Consider the following 14680-nt stretch of genomic DNA (forward strand, 5'->3'; position numbering starts at 1 on the left):
CACGTTGTCCGTCAGGCGGCTGCGCCGTCAGCGCCGGTCGACGGGAGACCGGGCTTCGGGGGCGTCGGCTTCGGCGGCACCGGGGGCGTGGTGCGCTTCAGCTCCGTGATCACCTTGTTCGACGGCGCCTCAGGCGACGCCTTCGACGCGGCCATGGCCACGTTCGGGACGACCGCCGTCACCGTGGTGCCGGCTGCCTGCGGCGGTGCCGGCGGGAGGGTCACCGTCAGCCAGACGTCGACCGTCGCCCCGGGGGCGAGGTCGCCGACATTGACGGAGACCTTCCGCGTGGCCGGGTCGAACGTCACGTCGCACGGGAGGTGCGTCGCGCAGTCGGCGGCGGCGTAGCGGAGCTGCGAGTCGAGCACGTCGGTGACGACGACGCCCTTCTCCGTCAGGTCTCCTGTCGCGGTGATGCTGAGGCGGTAGCGGATGCTGTCACCGAACTCGGCCTTCCCGTCAGACGGCACCCAGGTCTCTTCCGAGGCCTCGTAGACGGCCTTGACGATCTCCAGGCCGGGATCGCCGACGACGGGAGTCTCCTCACAGTCGACGTTGTTCTCGGGCTGGGCGCTGCGCTGGACGACGGTGGGGCACTCGGGGTTCTCCGGGGCCGGATCATCCTCGGTCTCCACGACCGCCTTGTTGACGTAGACGCCCGGATCGGCGGCCAGGTCGACCTCGACGGTGAGCACGATCATGTGCTCGCCACCCGAGGGCAGGTCGGCGGGATCCACGGTGCAGGTGACCGTGGAGCCGACTGCGGTGCAGGTCTCGGGCCCGGAGACGAAGTGCAGGTACTCCGGCAGCAGGTCGGTGACGATGACCGGCTCGTCTGCGTCGACGTCGCGCTCACCCACGTTGTAGACGGTGATCGTGTAGTCGAACTGCTCGCCCGGCTTGACCGAGACGTCGCCGTCGTCCTTGAAGATGCTGAGGTCGACGGGCAGGTCGTCGTTGACGATCGTGCAGGTCACCTCCTCACCCGGGAACAGCGTCAGCGTCTCGCCGTCGAACGACTCGGTCGTGCAGGTCCAGTCACCCGCCGCATAACCGGCGACACCGGCCTCCGACAGCGTGTACTCACCCGCCTTGACCACGGCACCCGTGACGGCAACCTCACCGGTGAGACCGGTGATGGTGTCGGCGCCCTCGGCGGTCAGCACGAAGTCGGCCACCCCGGCGTTGCCACCGTCGTCGTTGACGACCTCCTTGACCAAAGTCAGCTTCGGAGCGATGTCGTCGTTGACGATGGTGCAGGTCACCTCCTCGCCCGGGAACAGCGTCAGCGTCTCGCCGTCGAACGACTCGGTCGTGCAGGACCAGTCACCCGCCGCATAACCGGCGACACCGGCCTCCGACAAGGTGTACTCACCCGCCTTGACCACGGCACCCGTGACGGCAACCTCACCGGTGACACCGGTGATGGTGCTCGGGCCCGTCGCCGTCAACGGGAAGTGGGCCGGAGTCAGCGTGCCACCGTCGTCGTTGGTGACCTCCTTGACCAGCGTCAGCTTCGGAGCGATGTCGTCGTTGACGATGGTGCAGGTCACCTCCTCGCCCGGGAACAGCGTCAGCGTCTCGCCGTCGAGCGACTCGGTCGTGCAGGACCAGTCACCCGCCGCATAACCGGCGACACCGGCCTCCGACAAGGTGTACTCACCCGCGGACACGTCCGCGCCCGTGACGGCAACCTCACCGGTGACACCGGTGATGGTGCTCGGGCCCGTCGCCGTCAACGGGAAGTCCGCCGGAGTCAGCGTGCCACCGTCGTCGTTGGTGACCTCCTTGACCAGCGTCAGCTTCGGAGCGATGTCGTCGTTGACGATGGTGCAGACGACCTCGGCCCCGTTCGTGACTGCGACGGTGGAGCCGGTCAGCGTGCCGCCGGTGCAGGTCCAGGCGGACGCTGCGTAGCCGTCGAGTCCGGACTCGGACAGGTCGTAGCTTCCGGCTGCGACGCCGGCCGCCGTGATGACGGCCTCGCCGTTGACGCCGCTGATCGGGGTGGGGCCGTCAGCGGACAGCGTCCAGTCGGTCGGGACGGCGGTGCCACCGTCGTCGTTGACGACCTCCTTGACCAGCGTGAGGCTGGCCGCGATGTCGTCGTTGTTGATGGTGCAGGTGACATCCTCGCCGGGGAGCAGGCCGAGGGTGCTGCCGTCGAGGATGCCGCCACCTTCGCAGGACCAGGCGCCGGCGGCGTAGCCGTCGAGGTTGGTCTCGCTCAGGGCGTACTGGCCAGCATTGACGGTGGCGCCGGTGACAGCGGTGGCGCCGGTGACGCCCGTGATGGGGGTCGGGCCGGTCGCCGTCAGGGTGAAGTCACCGGGGAGGGCCTGGCCGCCGTTGTCGTTGGTGACGGTCTTGACCAGCGTCAGCTTCGGAGCGATGTCGTCGTTGGTGATCGAGCAGACGGCGACGTCACCGGGGGCCAACGTCACCTGGGAGCCGGTGAGCGAGGCACCCGTGCAGGACCACGCCGAAGCGGAGTAGCCGGCGGGGCCCGACTCGGACAGGGTGTAGCTGCCCGCGTCGACGCTCACGCCCGTCACAGCATCGGAGCCTGTGGCGCCGGTGACGGACGACGGACCGCTCGCGTTCAGCGTCCACGCCGTAGCCGGGTTCTGGCCACCGTTGTCGTTGACGACAGTCTTGATCAGCGTCAGCTTCGGAGCGATGTCGTCGTTGACGATGGTGCAGACGACGTCGGCACCGTTGGCGACGGAGACGGTGCTTTCCGTCAGCGTGCCACCGGTGCACTCCCACGCCAGGCCCTCGTAGCCGGCGGGGCCGGTCTCACTCAGGGCGTAGTCGCCGGCGATGACCTTGGCGGCCTCGACGGGCGTCGTACCAGTGATTCCCGTGGTGGGGCCGGTCGCCGTCAGGGTCCACTCGGTCGGCTCCAGGGTGCCACCGTTGTCGTTGCTGACCTCCTTGATCAGCTTCAGGCTGCCGGGGAGATCGACGTTGCTGACGGTGCAGGTGGCCTCGCCGCCCGGCGTCAGGGTGACGGTGTCCGTGTCGGAGTTGAACGTGGCGCCCGTGCAGGTCACGGACTCCAGCTCGTAGCCGGCCATCGCGGTCTCGCCGATGACGTAGTCGCCGATCGGTACCTCGGCCGCTGTCACGGTCACGGCGCCCTCGGCTCCGCTGATGGTCACCGGGCCGGTCGCCGTCAGCGTGAAGTCGGTGCCGACGGCGGTGCCGCCCCACTGGTTCGTGACGTCCTTAACGAGCGTCAGCTTCGCCGGCTTGTCGTCGTTCGTGATCACACAGGAGACGGACTCCCGGGCCGCGACGGTGACGACGTTGCCGTTCAGCGCCGAGGCTGGCGTGCAGGACCAGGTGCCCTGCGCGTAGCCATCGTTCTCGGTCTCGGAGAGGGTGAAGCTCCCGGGCGCGACGAGCGCGGTGACACCTTCGTCAGCAGAGGCGGACGGGTCGGGCCCGTTGATGACGGCGGCGCCTCCGCCGACGGGGGTCGCCGTCAGCGTGAAGTCGTTCAGCGTGGCCGTGCCGCCGTGGTCGTTGACGAGGTTCTTGTTGAGGGTCAGCGAGGTGGCGACGTTGGTGATCGTGCAGGCCGCCGGATCGATGCCCGTGGAGCTGGGGAAGAGCGCGAACTCGTGGCCGGTGTACTCGTCGTTCTCGTAGATGGTGGTCGTCACCCGGGGTCGGCCGACCTGGTACAGGTCGGTGTAGGTGCACTCGATGGTGTCGAGCGTGACCCCTGCGGGCAGCGTGCTCGTGTCCTCGCTGACCAGATAGTCGGGCTGGGCGATGACGTTGTTCCAGGTGTGGGTGTCGCCCGCGCCGATCTTGGCGGTGATGGACGAGGTGGAGATGTCGGTGTCCTGGACGGTGCCGGTGAGCTTGTCGTCGTGCACGGGCTTCCCGTCGACCTGGACGATGGAGTAGTCGAACTGCTGGCCGGCGGGGACGGCACCCTCGACGACCTTGGTCACGGAGAGAGACGTACAGGAAGTGAGCTGCATCGGCTCGCCTGCAAAATGATCGACGAGCGAGGCAGACTGGGACTCGCCGGTGCGTGTCATCACTGGGCCAGTGGCCGTCACAACACAGCCGTCCTCGGGGAGCAGGCCGGACGCAGTCAGGTCGATGGCCATCTCACCGAAGGTCCCTACCTTGTCCGTGGCGGTGACCTGGCCCGCCTTGGCCTGGTAGATGACGCTGCCGGGAGTGGAGACCCACTTGCTGCCGTTCCAGCCTAGAGCGTCAATGGCGACTCCGCCCGCGCCCTTCGAGTCGTAGTCGAACTCGATCAGGTAGTCGTCGGCCCTGCCAGGCTGGGGTCCCTCGAGTACCTGGTAGACGGTGAGGTCCCCGGTGCCCTCGGGATTCCGGGTCCAGTACTGGTAGAGGATGATGTGCTGCTGACCGTTGACCCGCACGATCTCGTAGGCGGCGCCGCTGCGGCAGAGGTCGGACTTCTTGTTGGCTCCACCCGTGACCAGGGGCCAGGTGGCGTTGTCGAGCTTCGTGCCGGAGACGAAGACGTCGTCATTCGAGCCGTTGCACGGCTCCGAGCCGTCCACGACATCCAGGATGCCTGTGCTGGTGCCGTTGGGCCCATAAGGCGTGGCAAAGATGCCGTTCCAGTCGTTGGCGCCGTCCATGTTGCCGTCGATCTCGAACCGCGTCTGGAGGGTCCCGCCGCCTGCCAGCGGGATGTCCGCTGCGCTTGCTGGCACTGCGGCCATGGACGCTATGAGCGCCGCGCCTGCCGCAAGAGTGAGGCCCGTCCGGAGCCTAGAAAGTGTTTTTTCGCGTGCCAACATTAGGGCACCCCTTCCCCCGGGTCGCCAAGGGCAGGGTTGACCCCCGCGACCGCATCTCTCTCCCAAAAGATGTTGGTCTGAGTCTCGCTCACCACACTGACTGACGGAAGGTCAGATCAGGGAATAGTCGGAATCCTGGTAGTAACCCCAGTAGCCCCCGTACGGGCCTCGGATGGCAGGTGAGTACGCGACCCCAGATCCGCCGTCATCTCCCCCGGACTGGCCCTCCGGCGCTGTTAGGTTCCCTCCAAGGAGGCATGTTCCATGGCAGATTCCCACAGGTCAGCATCCCTCGACGCAGCTGTGTCGCAGGTGATGGACTACATCGCGGATACCGGCCGCATCGCGCCGGCGACCGGACGCGACGACATCGCTGAGGAGTTCCGCGTGAGCACCCCGACGGCATCACCGTCGTGGCCTCCCCGGACGAGATCATCTCGATCGACATCGCCCAGCCGATCCGGCTGCGCCCCGCGGAACTCGCCGAAGCCGTGCGCCAGGCCGTCAACGAGGCGACGGCGCTCGCCCGGGAGGCTGTGCTGGCGGGAACCGAGGACATGCCGGGGATGGCGCAGGTCCAGAGCGAGGTCGCCCGCATGCAGCGCGACGTGCTGGCCGGCTACAAGGCCGACATGGACCGCATCACCGCACGGCTGGACGAGCTGTGAGCGAGATCCGGTTCTCCCCGCAGTCGTGGTCGCGTGGGGCGGCGGACGTCGACGCCACGGCAGAGGCCCTCGCCAGGAGGGCGCTGTCCATCGTCGAGCGGTGCGGCGACCTCGGCAGGCTCGGCTGCAACAACGGAGGCACGCTGGCGGACACGGCGCTGTCGATGATCCTGCCCGTCCTCACATCGGCCGCGCAGGAGGCGGTCGTCGGCATGGCCGAGGGGTTCGGCATCGAAGCGGAGAACATGCGGGTGACCGGCGAGAACTACGCGGCCATCGAGGAGACGAACACCCAACTGGCCGCGCTGATCGGGGGCAACTGACGTGGGACTGATGCTTCCGGGCTGGCTCCGGCAGGCCCTTGAGTACGTGGGCTACGAATGGCCCGCCTCCGACGAGTCTGTCCTGTTCGCCTGGGCCGGCGACTGGCGCGCTCTCGGGGCCGACTGCTCGGCGCTCGCCGCGGACATCGAGCGCGGGATCCGGCGGGTCGAGGCGGAGAACCGGGGTCGCGCCGCCGACAACTTCGGCTCCTACATGCACGGCGACGACGGCAATCTGCAGTCGCTGCTTGACTTCCAGCAGGCCACCGGCCGCGTCGCCGTCGCCAACGACATCGCGGGCGGCATCGTCCTGGCGCTGAAGATCGCAGTGATGGCGCAACTGGCGATCCTCGCCTATGCCATCGCGGCGGCCGTCGCTACCGCGGGACTCGCCTCGGCGGGTGTCGTGGCGGCGCGACAGGCGGCGAAGTGGGCGATCGAGGCGGCCATCAACATCGCCGTCGAGAAGCTGCTGGCGGGCTGAACCATGGCGAAGTACTCGAAGCATGTCATCAAGCTCGTCAACGGCGGCATCTTCCGCCGCGTCGTCGGGGACCTGTTCCACTTCAAGAAGGCGGGGCGCGCCGTCAAGGCGGCCGACGACGCCGGGGCGAAGGCGCTCAAGCAGCTCGATCAACTGGAGGCTGCCGCTGCGAAGAAGTGGGCTGGGGTGACGAAGCGTCGGCAGAAGTTCCTCGGCGCGACCCCGAGCAAGTTCTCGAAGACCGGGCGTGACGTGCTCGAGCGGATGTCCAAGGAGAATCCGTCCTCGGTGCGCAACCTCCCCAAGGGAGACCCGTCAACCTGGACGAAGGCGCAGCTCGATCGGGTGATGATCAAATCGCCCGAGAGTGGAGAGTGGTTCCCGTACAAGTCGTTCGACATGGGGCACTCGCCCGTCGACGCCGTCACCTACTGGAACAACGTCGGTCGCTTCACGGAGCCGCGCTCCAAGGATGTCCGCGACTGGATGCTCGACCCGGCGAACTACAGGCTCCAGCTGAGCGACGTGAACCAGGCGGCAGGTCGGGAGCTCGGCGCGGCCGGCGCCCGGTACCAGCCACCGCTCAAGCTGCCCGATGGGATCGTGCTGGACGACAAGGCCAAGGCGACCATCCTGGACATGATGAAGAACCTGTAGGCCCCAGGCCCCGCCACAGCCCACCCACCGAGCACCCCCGAGCCCTAGGATCGCCCCATGAACAGCAAGCCGCAGCTCCCGGCCGACGAGGCCGGGCTCATCGATCAGCTGATCCAGCAGGCCTACGACCGGGAGGACGCCGGTGACCTCCCCGGGGCGCTGGCTTCTCTCGAGGAGGGCTGGGACGCGCTGCCGGACCCCAAGGGCACGTGGGACTACTACGACCAGGGCCTGACCACGGCCGGCGCCACCCTGGCGCTGAAGAGCGGCGACCTCTCCGCGGCGGCCAGGTGGATCGACCGGATGGAGAAGGCGTACTCGCTCGACGACGAGTCGAGCCAGATCTACGTCGACGGATTCAAGGCACGACTGTTCTACAAGGGCGGCCACCACGACCTCGCCTACGCCTATCTCGACGCCCAGTACAAGGTCCTCGGCAACCGGGCCTTCGACGGCGACAAGGAACTGCAGCGGTTCCACCGCGACTACGTCCCCACCGAGACCACCCCGAAGTTCCCGGTCGGCCCGGCCGGCTGGGAGATCGACATCCCCGCGCCCGGCGTCGGCGGCACCGGTGGCCTCGAGCTGGAGGACTCCGTCTACCAGCGGCTCCTGGCCCTGAGCGAGGCTGGCGACAACTTCTCCGACCTCGAGGCGCCGCAGGCGGCCGCGGAGGAGTACGTCAAGGCCCTCCGGCTGCTGCCCGAGCCGATCGCGCAGTGGGAGGCCGCCGTCCAGCTGTACGCGGCGCTGGGCGACGCGCTTCTTGCGCTGACGCAGTACGACGAAGCCCAGCGGGCCCTGCAATACGCGCTGCAGTCGGCCGAGGGTCGCGGCAACGCCTACGTGTGGCTGCGCCTCGGCGACGCCGAACGCGGGCTCGGCAACACCCCCGGAGCGGTCGAGGCCTACACGTCGGCGTACCTGCTGGCGGGTCGGGAGGTCTTCGAGGACGAGGACGAGGCCTGGAACACGCTGGTGGCCGCTGGCATCCCCACCGACTGATCGGGGGGCAGACTGGCGCCATGACCGACGAGATCCCGGACGACGACTCCGCCCCGGGCTGGGACGCGATCGACGCGGCCCTGCTCCCCCTCTACCCCGAGCAGGAGCCGGGCCACTACGGCTCGCTCCCCGGCATGGCCGGTGGCAACAACCCGCTCCAGGGCATCAGCGTCTACAGGCGCACGGACCCGGTGCCGCACTGGCACTTCGTGACCTACGGCTTCACCGAGCTGTTCGGCAAGGAGACCGACGACCCCGAGACCAGCGGCTTCGGGTTCGAGCTGACGATGCGGCTGGCCGCCCCGGAGGAGTCCGGTCAGCTCCCCAGCCGGGCGCGGCGCTGAACCTGCTGCAGAACGTGGCGCGCTACGTGTTCCGCACGGGAAACGCTTTCGCCGTCGGACACTCCATGGGGCTGAACGGGCCGATCGTTCTGGAGTCGGACACGCTGCTCCGCTCGATCGCGTTTGCGCCCGACCCGGAGCTGCCGCCCGTCGACTCCCCCAACGGCCGGTTCGAGTTCCTCCAGGTCGTGGGGATCACCGAGGACGAGGAGAAGGCGATCACCCGCTGGACCGGCAGCGACGTGCTGGCAGTGTTCGGCGACCGGCTCCCGCTCTACGTCACCGACCTTGACCGGCCAAGTCTGATGGACGACCCGGAGATCGCCCGCCGGATCGACGAGGGTTCGGCCCGCAACGGGTCGCACACGGGCGCCGTTTTCGTCGAGAAGCTGGGCTGGGAAAAGCGGAAGCGTCTCTTCCGCAAGGGTGGCCACGTGGTCTCCGTCGGCGCCCGTCAGGCCCCGGAGATCGGGCTGCTGTTGCCGCTGCGGCTGCCGTTCGGTCGTCAGCTCCTGGTCGCGGGCGGGGAGCAGCGGGTGCTGTTCCAGCCGGGTGACAGGGGCGCCGTCGCGGAGGACGGCGAGACGCTGGAGGTGACGCTCTCCCCCGAGTCGGTGGCGATGCTGTCCGACCTCCTGGTTCCGCGGGCAGGCAGCTACCGGATCCCCGGCTTCGATGACCTGACGATCGAGGTCCTGGTCACGGGGATCAAGGACCAGGACGGCAAGGTCATCGAGCGGATCGGCTAGTCGTCCCGGCTGCCGAACATGGCTCTGGCTCGGGCGGGCACTCTGCTGGCTCCGCGCACAAATCTGGCTCCGGCGGGCACAAATCTGGCTCCGGCGAACATTCGGCTGGCTCCGCGCACAAATCCGGTTCCCCGAGCACAAATCTGGCTCCGGCGGGCACTCTGCTGGCTCAAGCCGCCGCTGTGGCGATATGCACACAACGGCGGCTCAGCGGAGATTCGTGCACGGGGACGGCGTTTCGACAAGCTCGCGCCCCCAAGGGCCCTGACCCGACACTCGTCTATCCTCCCGAACACAAATCTGGCTCCGGCGGACACTCTGCTGGCTCAAGCCGCCGCTGTGGCGATATGCACACAACGGCGGCTCAGCGGAGATTCGTGCACGGGAGCCTCGAGCGCGACGGCACCAGCTCAGCGAGTCAGACCCGGCCAGCAGGTCAGCTGGACGGACCTGCGGCGCGGGTGAGCCCTGGTCAGACCGGGTAGCCCTCGACCGGGCCCTCCGTGTTCGGCCTCCAACCCAGCGCCGGCGCCACGTGCTTCGCGAACGACTCCAGCACGTGCAGGTTGTACGCCACACCGAGCTGGTTCGGCACCGTCAACATCACAGTGTCCGCCGACGCGACCGCCGCGTCCGCCTGTAGCTGCTCGATCAGCTTGTCGGGCTCGGCCGCGTAGGTCTTGCCGAACGTCGACTGGAAGCCGTCGATGATGCCGACCTGGTCGCCGCCCTCGTCACGGCCGTCGCCGAAGTAGCGCGCGTCCAGCTCGTTGACGATCGGGAAGATGCTGCGGCTCACACTCACGCGCGGCGTCCCGGTGTGGCCCGCCTCGCGGTACGCCTGCCGGAAAGCCTCGATCTGCTCGGCCTGTAGCTCATGGAACGGCTGTCCCGTCGCCTCCGTCAAGAGGGTGGAGCTCATGAGGTTGAGACCCGCACGGCCCGCCCACTCGGCCGAACTGCGCGAACCGCTCCCCCACCAGATATGGCCCGGCAACGTCTCGGAGCGCGGCTCGATCGCGAGGCGGGTGCCGGCCGGGGCCTGCCGCGGATCGGCCTCGGCGATCCGCTCGCCATTGATCGCCGCCCAGAAGGTGTCGAAGTGGTCGCGGGCGATGTCGGCACCGCGCGGGTCGGACGACCCCGTGTAGCCGAACGCCTCGTACCCCCGCAGCGCCGTCTCCGGGCTCCCCCGGCTCACGCCGAGCGCCACCCTGCCGTCGGAGAGCAGGTCGAGCGCGGCCGCCTCCTCCGCCAGGTACAGCGGGTTCTCGTAGCGCATGTCGATCACGCCGGTGCCGACCTCGATCCGCCGCGTCCTGGCCGCCATCGCCGTCAGAACCGGGATCGGCGACGCCGCCTGCCTGGCGAAGTGGTGAACCCGGACATAGGCGCCGTTGACGCCCAGCTCGTCCGCCCCGATGGCGAGGTCCACAGTCTGCTTCAACATGTCGCCCGCGGTGCGCGTCTGCGATCCCGGGAGCGGCGAATAGTGGCCGAAGGACAGGAACCCGAATGCTCTCATACCCGCATCAACCCGCAGCCCGGCGCAGAGATTCCCGATTTAGTGGAACATTCAACTTCATTGAGCGTTTCGCCCTCAGCATGAGACCCCAGCACCGCCACGAGGGTGTCGCCACAGCGGTTCCGCCACGGACCGGCATCCCGGAGGACGCCGGGGCGCTCTCAGCCCGACCTGGCCTGCTGGAAGCCAGACACGACGGAGGCCGGCTCCCCGAGCGGGGAGCCGGCCTCCGTTACGAGACTCAGCGGTCAGCAGGTCACTTGATGGCGGTGCCGGCCGAGCGGAGCTGCTGGCAGGCCTCGATGATGCGGGCGGCCATGCCGGCCTCAGCGACCTTGCCCCACGCACGCGGGTCGTAGGCCTTCTTGTTGCCGACCTCGCCGTCGATCTTCAGCACGCCGTCGTAGTTGCGGAACATGTGCTCCACGACGGGGCGGGTGAAGGCGTACTGCGTGTCGGTGTCGATGTTCATCTTGATGACGCCGTAGTCGACAGCGTCCGAGATCTCCTGGGCGGTCGAGCCCGAGCCGCCGTGGAAGACGAGGTCGAACGGCGACTCCTTGCCGTACTTGGCGCCGACGGCGTCCTGGATCTCCTTGAGAACCGCGGGACGCAGCTTGACGGCGCCCGGCTTGTACACGCCGTGCACGTTGCCGAAGGTCAGGGCCGTGATGTAGCGGCCCTTCTCGCCGAGGCCGAGGACCTCAGCGGTGCGCATGCCGTCCTCGATCGTGGTGTAGAGCTTCTCGTTGATTTCAGCGGTGACGCCGTCCTCTTCGCCGCCGACGACGCCGACCTCGATCTCGAGGATGATCTTCGCCTTGGCGGTGCGGGCCAGGAGCTCATCGGCGATCTGGAGGTTCTCCTCCATCGGAACCGCGGAGCCGTCCCACATGTGCGACTGGAACAGGGGCAGCTCGCCGCGGGCGACGCGCTCCTCCGAGATGGCCAGCAGCGGGCGGACGAAGCTGTCCAGCTTGTCCTTGGGGCAGTGGTCGGTGTGCAGCGCAACGTTGATCGGGTAGCCCTTGGCGATCTCCTGGACGAAGGCAGCGAACGCAGCGGCGCCGGCGACCTTGTCCTTGACCGTGGGGCCGGACAGGTACTCGGCGCCACCGGTCGACACCTGGAGGATGCCGTCGGAACCGGCCTCGGCGAAGCCCTGCAGGGCGGCGTGGATCGTCTGCGACGACGAGACGTTGATGGCCGGGTAGGCGAACTTGCCTGCCTTGGCCCGATCGATCATCTCGGCGTAGACCTCAGGAGTTGCAACTGGCATGGATGCCCCTTACTCGAAAGAAATCGGTACACCCTCAGCCTATCGCCTGAGGCCACCCAGTCCATCCCCGGGGTCCGCAGACGTGCGGCGTCAAAAAACGCTGTCGAGCGCCTCGGTATCGAGCCGGACACGGCCCAGCGAGTAGGCCTGCGCCGCGGAATCGATGTACTGGGGAGTGGCGTCCAGGAAGCTCAGCGGCACCCGCGCCACGATCTCTCCATGCCTCTCGACGGCGAGGTCGGGCCCTGCGCCGAGGCTCCGCCCGACGAGCCTCAGTGCGCCGACGTCGGCCCAGTCGACATCGACCCGTTCCGGGTAGTGGAACTCGATTCCCCGTTGATCGAGGTAGAACGCCACCCCCTCCTGGATCCGGGCGAGGTCCTTCTTGGCGTTGTGGAGCCCGATGATCGAGACACCCATCCAGAAGACCGTCGTGACGGCGAACGCGACGACGAGGAAGATGAGCCAGCCCGTCGAGAACGTGTCGCGCCCGAACCAGGCCAGAGCCGCCAGCAGCGCCGCGGAGATGAGGCTCGAGACGATGCGCCACCGCAGCGCGCCGCGCTGCCTGGTCACCCGGGCTGCGGTCGGCAGGGGCGTCAGTCCGGCCGCGAATCGCTGTGGCTGCATGCGCGTCACTCTAGCGGCAGGGCGGCGCCGGACGACGCCGTCACGTGCTGCAGACCCCAGTGGTACATGGCGACGGCGGCCGCCGCGCCCGCGTTCATCGACCTGGTCGAGCCGGACTGCGTGATCGCGACCAGCCCCGCGCAGCCGGCGACCATCTCGTCGGTCAGTCCGGGGCCCTCCGAGCCGAAGATCAGGCAGCACCCGGCGGGCAGCAGCGTCGTTTCGAGCGGCCGGGAGCCGGGCAGGTTGTCGACCCCGACGGGCGTCACGGGGCGCTCGGCGAGCCAGGCGAAGAGCGCCGCCTCGTCGTCGTGGTGGTGGACGTGGAGGTAGCGGTCGGTGACCATGGCGCCGCGCCGGTTCCACCGCCGTCGTCCGACGATGTGGACGGCGGCGACATTGAAGGCGTTGGCAGTCCTGACGATGGAGCCGATGTTGAAGTCGTGCTCCCAATTCTGGATTGCGACATGCAGCGTGGTCCTGGTCTCGTCGAGGTCGGCGACGATCGCGTCCATGCGCCAGTACCGGTAACGGTCGATGACGTTGCGCCGGTCGCCCTCGGCGAGGAGGACGGGGTCGAGGCGGGGATCCTCGGGCCAGGGCAGCGGGTGCGGGCCGACGCCGACGGTGGGGGCGGTCGGATCGGCGGGCTCGGGCTGGTCAGTCACCCTGCGAGGGTACCGGGAACGCGTCGGCGCCCCCGACCGTGGGGTCGGGGGCGCCGGGCGTGGAGAATCAGGCAGCCTGCTGGATGGCAGAGAGCTCGAGTTCGAGGGTGATCTTGTCGGAGACGAGGAAGCCGCCGGTCTCGAGGGCGGCGTTCCAGGTCAGGCCGAAGTCGGAGCGCAGGACCTGCGTCGCCCCCTCGAAGCCGACGCGGATGTTGCCGAACGGGTCCTTGGCGGTGCCGGTGTACTCGAGCGGGAAGGTCACGGGCTTGGTGACGTCCTTGATGGTCATGTCGCCGGTCACGTTGACGGTGTCGCCCTCCACCGCGAAGTCGGTGCCCACGAACGTGATGGTCGGGTACTTCTCGACGTCGAAGAAGTCGGGGGAGGTCAGGTGCGCGTCACGGTCGGCGCTGCGCGTGTTGACGGAGCCGGCCTTGATGGTGACGGCGAGCTCGGAGCCCTCGGGGTTGGCACCGTCGACGGTGGCCTTGCCCTCGAAGTCCTCGAACGAGCCACGGACCTTGGTGACCATCGCGTGACGGGTGATGAAGGAGAGGCTGCTGTGGGAGGGGTCGAGAACGTAGGTGCCCTTGACGTCGGTGATGCTCATGTGTGAACCCTTTCGGCTGGTTGATGTTTCAATCATAACCCAATCTGGTTGACACTTCAACCAGATGTCCACCCTTTTTTCTGAACCGGGCCTGACGACGGCAAACGCAGAGGGACCGCACCCTGCTGGGTGCGGTCCCTCGCGTCGGTTCGGTCGGGCGTCAGCCCTGGAACGGCGGCCGATCGGCGGGCTGCTGCTGCGTCTCGGGCGCGTACTGCTGCGGCGGGAGGACCGGGTTGGCCCCCTGCTGCTCGGCGCCCAGCTGCGGGGTCGCCTGGGGCGCGGCGGCGGGACGCTGCGAGATCTCGCCGAAGTTGACGTCCGGGGCCTGCCGGACGATCGGATCGTTCACCTCGAAGTAGGTGGCCTTCTCGAACTTCGCGAAGTTGGCGATGAGGTTCGACGGAACCGACTCGACGCGGGTGTTGTAGTCCCGCACGTTCGCGTTGTAGAAGCGACGGGCGGCCGCGATGCGGTCCTCCGTGTCGGTCAGCTCACGCTGCAGCTGCAGGAAGTTTGTGTTCGACTTCAGGTCCGGGTAGGCCTCCACCGTCACGAGCAGCCCCTGGACGGCCTGCGTCAGCTGCTGCTCGACCGCGGCGCGCTGCTGGCTCGGTTCGCCGTGGGTCTGGCCGGCGAGCGCACGGGCCTGGTTACGCAGGGCGGTGATCTGCTCGAGCGTGTTGCGCTCGTGTGCCGCGTAGCCCCGGACGGTCTCCACCAGGTTCGGGATCAGTTCGTAGCGACGGTTGAGTTCGACGTCGATCTGGCGCCACGACTCCTGGATGATGTTGCGGCTCTTCACGAAGCCGTTGTAGGCGCTGAAGCCCCACACGATCACGCCAACGGCGATCAGGACGATGATCAGCAGGGGAAAGATCAGGAATTCCACGGGAGGCTCCTCAGGTCGGTCGGATCAACGGTAGCGGACAG

Annotated in this window: 14 protein-coding genes; 7 read left to right on the plus strand and 7 right to left on the minus strand. The window is 68.2% G+C overall.

The window, feature by feature from the left end; genetic code table 11:
- Positions 1-11: 11 nt before the first annotated feature.
- Positions 12-4724: a DUF11 domain-containing protein gene (locus H9L22_RS11900; RefSeq protein ID WP_187720112.1), complete on the minus strand. Its 4713-nt coding sequence runs from the start codon at positions 4722-4724 to the stop codon at positions 12-14.
- A gap of 491 nt (positions 4725-5215) precedes the next feature.
- On the opposite strand from H9L22_RS11900, the gene H9L22_RS11905 reads away from it, so the two are divergent.
- Genes H9L22_RS11905 through H9L22_RS11930 form a run of 7 tightly spaced genes read left to right on the plus strand, consistent with a single transcriptional unit; the run spans position 5216 to position 9032 of the window.
- Positions 5216-5470: a hypothetical protein gene (locus H9L22_RS11905; RefSeq protein WP_187720113.1), complete on the plus strand. Its 255-nt coding sequence runs from the start codon at positions 5216-5218 to the stop codon at positions 5468-5470.
- On the plus strand, positions 5467-5793 hold the full coding sequence (locus H9L22_RS11910) for a hypothetical protein (protein ID WP_187720114.1): 327 nt from the start codon (positions 5467-5469) through the stop codon (positions 5791-5793). The genes H9L22_RS11905 and H9L22_RS11910 overlap by 4 nt, the downstream gene beginning before the upstream one ends.
- Before the next feature lie 10 nt (positions 5794-5803).
- Positions 5804-6277: a WXG100-like domain-containing protein gene (locus tag H9L22_RS11915; protein ID WP_455431979.1), complete on the plus strand. Its 474-nt coding sequence runs from the start codon at positions 5804-5806 to the stop codon at positions 6275-6277.
- A gap of 3 nt (positions 6278-6280) precedes the next feature.
- On the plus strand, positions 6281-6934 hold the full coding sequence (locus H9L22_RS11920) for a hypothetical protein (RefSeq protein ID WP_187720116.1): 654 nt from the start codon (positions 6281-6283) through the stop codon (positions 6932-6934).
- 57 nt (positions 6935-6991) lie between these two features.
- Complete coding sequence (locus H9L22_RS11925) at positions 6992-7939, plus strand: hypothetical protein (RefSeq protein ID WP_187720117.1); 948 nt, start codon at positions 6992-6994, stop codon at positions 7937-7939.
- Positions 7940-7959: 20 nt separating this feature from the next.
- Complete coding sequence (locus H9L22_RS19745) at positions 7960-8283, plus strand: suppressor of fused domain protein (protein ID WP_264292442.1); 324 nt, start codon at positions 7960-7962, stop codon at positions 8281-8283.
- A 26-nt stretch (positions 8284-8309) separates the two neighbouring features.
- Positions 8310-9032, plus strand: coding sequence for a suppressor of fused domain protein (locus tag H9L22_RS11930; RefSeq protein ID WP_264292443.1), 723 nt, complete (start codon positions 8310-8312; stop codon positions 9030-9032).
- Between the two features lie 472 nt (positions 9033-9504).
- On the opposite strand, the gene H9L22_RS11935 is transcribed toward H9L22_RS11930, so the two are convergent.
- From H9L22_RS11935 to H9L22_RS11960, 6 genes are all read right to left on the minus strand, one after another.
- Positions 9505-10557 carry an LLM class flavin-dependent oxidoreductase gene (locus H9L22_RS11935; protein WP_187720118.1) on the minus strand — a complete coding sequence of 351 codons (1053 nt, stop codon included), beginning with the start codon at positions 10555-10557 and terminating at the stop codon, positions 9505-9507.
- A gap of 256 nt (positions 10558-10813) precedes the next feature.
- Positions 10814-11836, minus strand: a complete 1023-nt coding sequence (fbaA, locus tag H9L22_RS11940; RefSeq protein ID WP_187720119.1) for a class II fructose-bisphosphate aldolase — start codon at positions 11834-11836, stop codon at positions 10814-10816.
- 90 nt (positions 11837-11926) lie between these two features.
- Positions 11927-12466 carry a hypothetical protein gene (locus tag H9L22_RS11945; RefSeq protein WP_187720120.1) on the minus strand — a complete coding sequence of 180 codons (540 nt, stop codon included), beginning with the start codon at positions 12464-12466 and terminating at the stop codon, positions 11927-11929.
- A 5-nt stretch (positions 12467-12471) separates the two neighbouring features.
- Entirely contained in the window at positions 12472-13134 is a 663-nt protein-coding gene (locus tag H9L22_RS11950) for a TrmH family RNA methyltransferase (protein ID WP_187720121.1), read from the minus strand.
- 67 nt (positions 13135-13201) lie between these two features.
- Entirely contained in the window at positions 13202-13747 is a 546-nt protein-coding gene (locus H9L22_RS11955) for a YceI family protein (RefSeq protein WP_187720122.1), read from the minus strand.
- Positions 13748-13907: 160 nt separating this feature from the next.
- Positions 13908-14639: a LemA family protein gene (locus H9L22_RS11960; RefSeq protein WP_187720123.1), complete on the minus strand. Its 732-nt coding sequence runs from the start codon at positions 14637-14639 to the stop codon at positions 13908-13910.
- Between the last annotated feature and the right edge of the window lie 41 nt (positions 14640-14680).

This window comes from Tessaracoccus defluvii (assembly GCF_014489575.1).
Lineage (GTDB): Bacteria > Actinomycetota > Actinomycetes > Propionibacteriales > Propionibacteriaceae > Arachnia > Arachnia defluvii.

Excerpts from the sequence above, each read along its gene's own strand:
- H9L22_RS11900 (WP_187720112.1), bottom strand. The coding sequence starts at position 4,724 with ATGGCCGCAGTGCCAGCAAGCGCAGCGGACATCCCGCTGGCAGGCGGC.
- H9L22_RS11915 (WP_455431979.1), top strand. The coding sequence starts at position 5,804 with ATGCTTCCGGGCTGGCTCCGGCAGGCCCTTGAGTACGTGGGCTACGAA.
- H9L22_RS11920 (WP_187720116.1), top strand. The coding sequence starts at position 6,281 with ATGGCGAAGTACTCGAAGCATGTCATCAAGCTCGTCAACGGCGGCATC.
- H9L22_RS11925 (WP_187720117.1), top strand. The coding sequence starts at position 6,992 with ATGAACAGCAAGCCGCAGCTCCCGGCCGACGAGGCCGGGCTCATCGAT.
- H9L22_RS19745 (WP_264292442.1), top strand. The coding sequence starts at position 7,960 with ATGACCGACGAGATCCCGGACGACGACTCCGCCCCGGGCTGGGACGCG.
- H9L22_RS11935 (WP_187720118.1), bottom strand. The coding sequence starts at position 10,557 with ATGAGAGCATTCGGGTTCCTGTCCTTCGGCCACTATTCGCCGCTCCCG.
- fbaA (WP_187720119.1), bottom strand. The coding sequence starts at position 11,836 with ATGCCAGTTGCAACTCCTGAGGTCTACGCCGAGATGATCGATCGGGCC.
- H9L22_RS11945 (WP_187720120.1), bottom strand. The coding sequence starts at position 12,466 with ATGCAGCCACAGCGATTCGCGGCCGGACTGACGCCCCTGCCGACCGCA.
- H9L22_RS11955 (WP_187720122.1), bottom strand. The coding sequence starts at position 13,747 with ATGAGCATCACCGACGTCAAGGGCACCTACGTTCTCGACCCCTCCCAC.